This window comes from Micromonospora sp. DH13, assembly GCF_020873825.1.
GTDB lineage: Bacteria > Actinomycetota > Actinomycetes > Mycobacteriales > Micromonosporaceae > Micromonospora > Micromonospora haikouensis.
Genome location: NZ_JAHWGR010000084.1, coordinates 1 through 1398, shown reverse-complemented (window position 1 = coordinate 1398; position 1398 = coordinate 1). Strand labels below are relative to the sequence as shown.

The window sequence follows — 1398 nt, the reverse complement described above, 5'->3', positions numbered from 1 at the left end:
CTTCGGTGAGTTCCTCGTGGGTGGTGCCGACGATGGCGGCGCGGTGGGGCAGGGCGGCGCGGGTGGTCAATGCCGCCGCGACGTCTGCCGCGCTCAACTCCGGGTGGGCGGTGAGGTGGTGCAGCAGCTGTCGGGCGTGTTGGCGTAGCGCCGTCGGAGTCTTCGCGGAGAGCATCCACGTGACGGGCTGGTCCGTGGGTTGAGCTGGGGTGGGAGCGGGGGCGGGGGTGGCTGGTGGTTGTTCGAGGATGATGTGGGCGTTGGTGCCGCTGATGCCGAAGGAGGAGACGGCGGCGCGGCGGGGCCGCCCGTGGTCGGGCCATTCCTGGGTGTCGGTGAGGAGCTGGATGTTGCCGGTGGTCCAGTCGACGTGGGGGGTGGGCGTGTCGACGTGGAGGGTCTTCGGCAGGACCCCGTACCGCATGGCTTGGATCATTTTGATGATGCCGGCGGCTCCGGCGGCGGCTTGGGTGTGGCCGATGTTGGATTTGATGCTGCCGAGCCAGAGGGGTTGGTCGCGGTTCTGGCCGTAGGTGGCGAGCAGGGCTTGGGCTTCGATGGGGTCGCCCAATGTCGTGCCGGTGCCGTGGGCTTCGACGGCGTCGACGTCGGCCGGTGTCAGGCGGGCCTCGGCCAGCGCCCGGCGGATCAGCCGCTCCTGCGACGGCCCGTTGGGTGCGGTGAGGCCGTTCGAGGCGCCGTCCTGGTTTACGGCGGTGGCGCGGACGACGGCGAGGATGCGGTGGCCGTGGCGTTGGGCGTCGGAGAGCCGCTCCACCAGCAGCAGGCCCACGCCCTCGGACCAGGACGTCCCGTCGGCGGCGGCGGCGAACGACTTGACCCGGGCGTCCGGCGCGAGACCACGCTGACGGCTGAACTCCACGAACGACGCCGGGGTCGCCATGACGGTGACGCCGCCGGCCAGGGCGAGGTCGCACTCGCCGTTGCGCAGGGCCTGGGCGGCCAGGTGCAGGGCGACCAGCGACGACGAGCAGGCGGTGTCGATGGTGACGGCGGGGCCCTCCAGGCCGTAGGTGTAGGAGACCCGGCCCGACGCCACACTGCCCGCGCTTCCGGTGACGAGCTGCCCGTCGAAGCCCGCCGGCTGACGGTGCAGGAAGCGGGAGCCGTAGTCGTCGTACATGACGCCGGTGAAGACGCCGGTGCGGCTGCCGCGTAGCGACTCCGGGTCGATCCCCGCGTTCTCGAACGTCTCCCAGCTCGTCTCCAGCAGCAGCCGCTGCTGCGGGTCCATCGCCAGCGCCTCACGTGGGCTGATCCCGAAGAACGCCGCGTCGAACTCCGCCGCGTCCGTCAGGAAACCACCCTCACGCACATACGACTTCCCCGGCGCGTCCGGATCCGGATCGAACAACCGCTCCACGTCCCACCCACGAT

1 protein-coding gene is annotated in these 1398 nt (G+C 71.2%); it reads right to left on the bottom strand.

What is annotated here, in order from left to right:
- Positions 1–1398, bottom strand: a 1398-nt coding sequence (locus LPA42_RS33320) for a type I polyketide synthase (RefSeq protein ID WP_228987135.1), incomplete at both ends; no start/stop codon positions are given.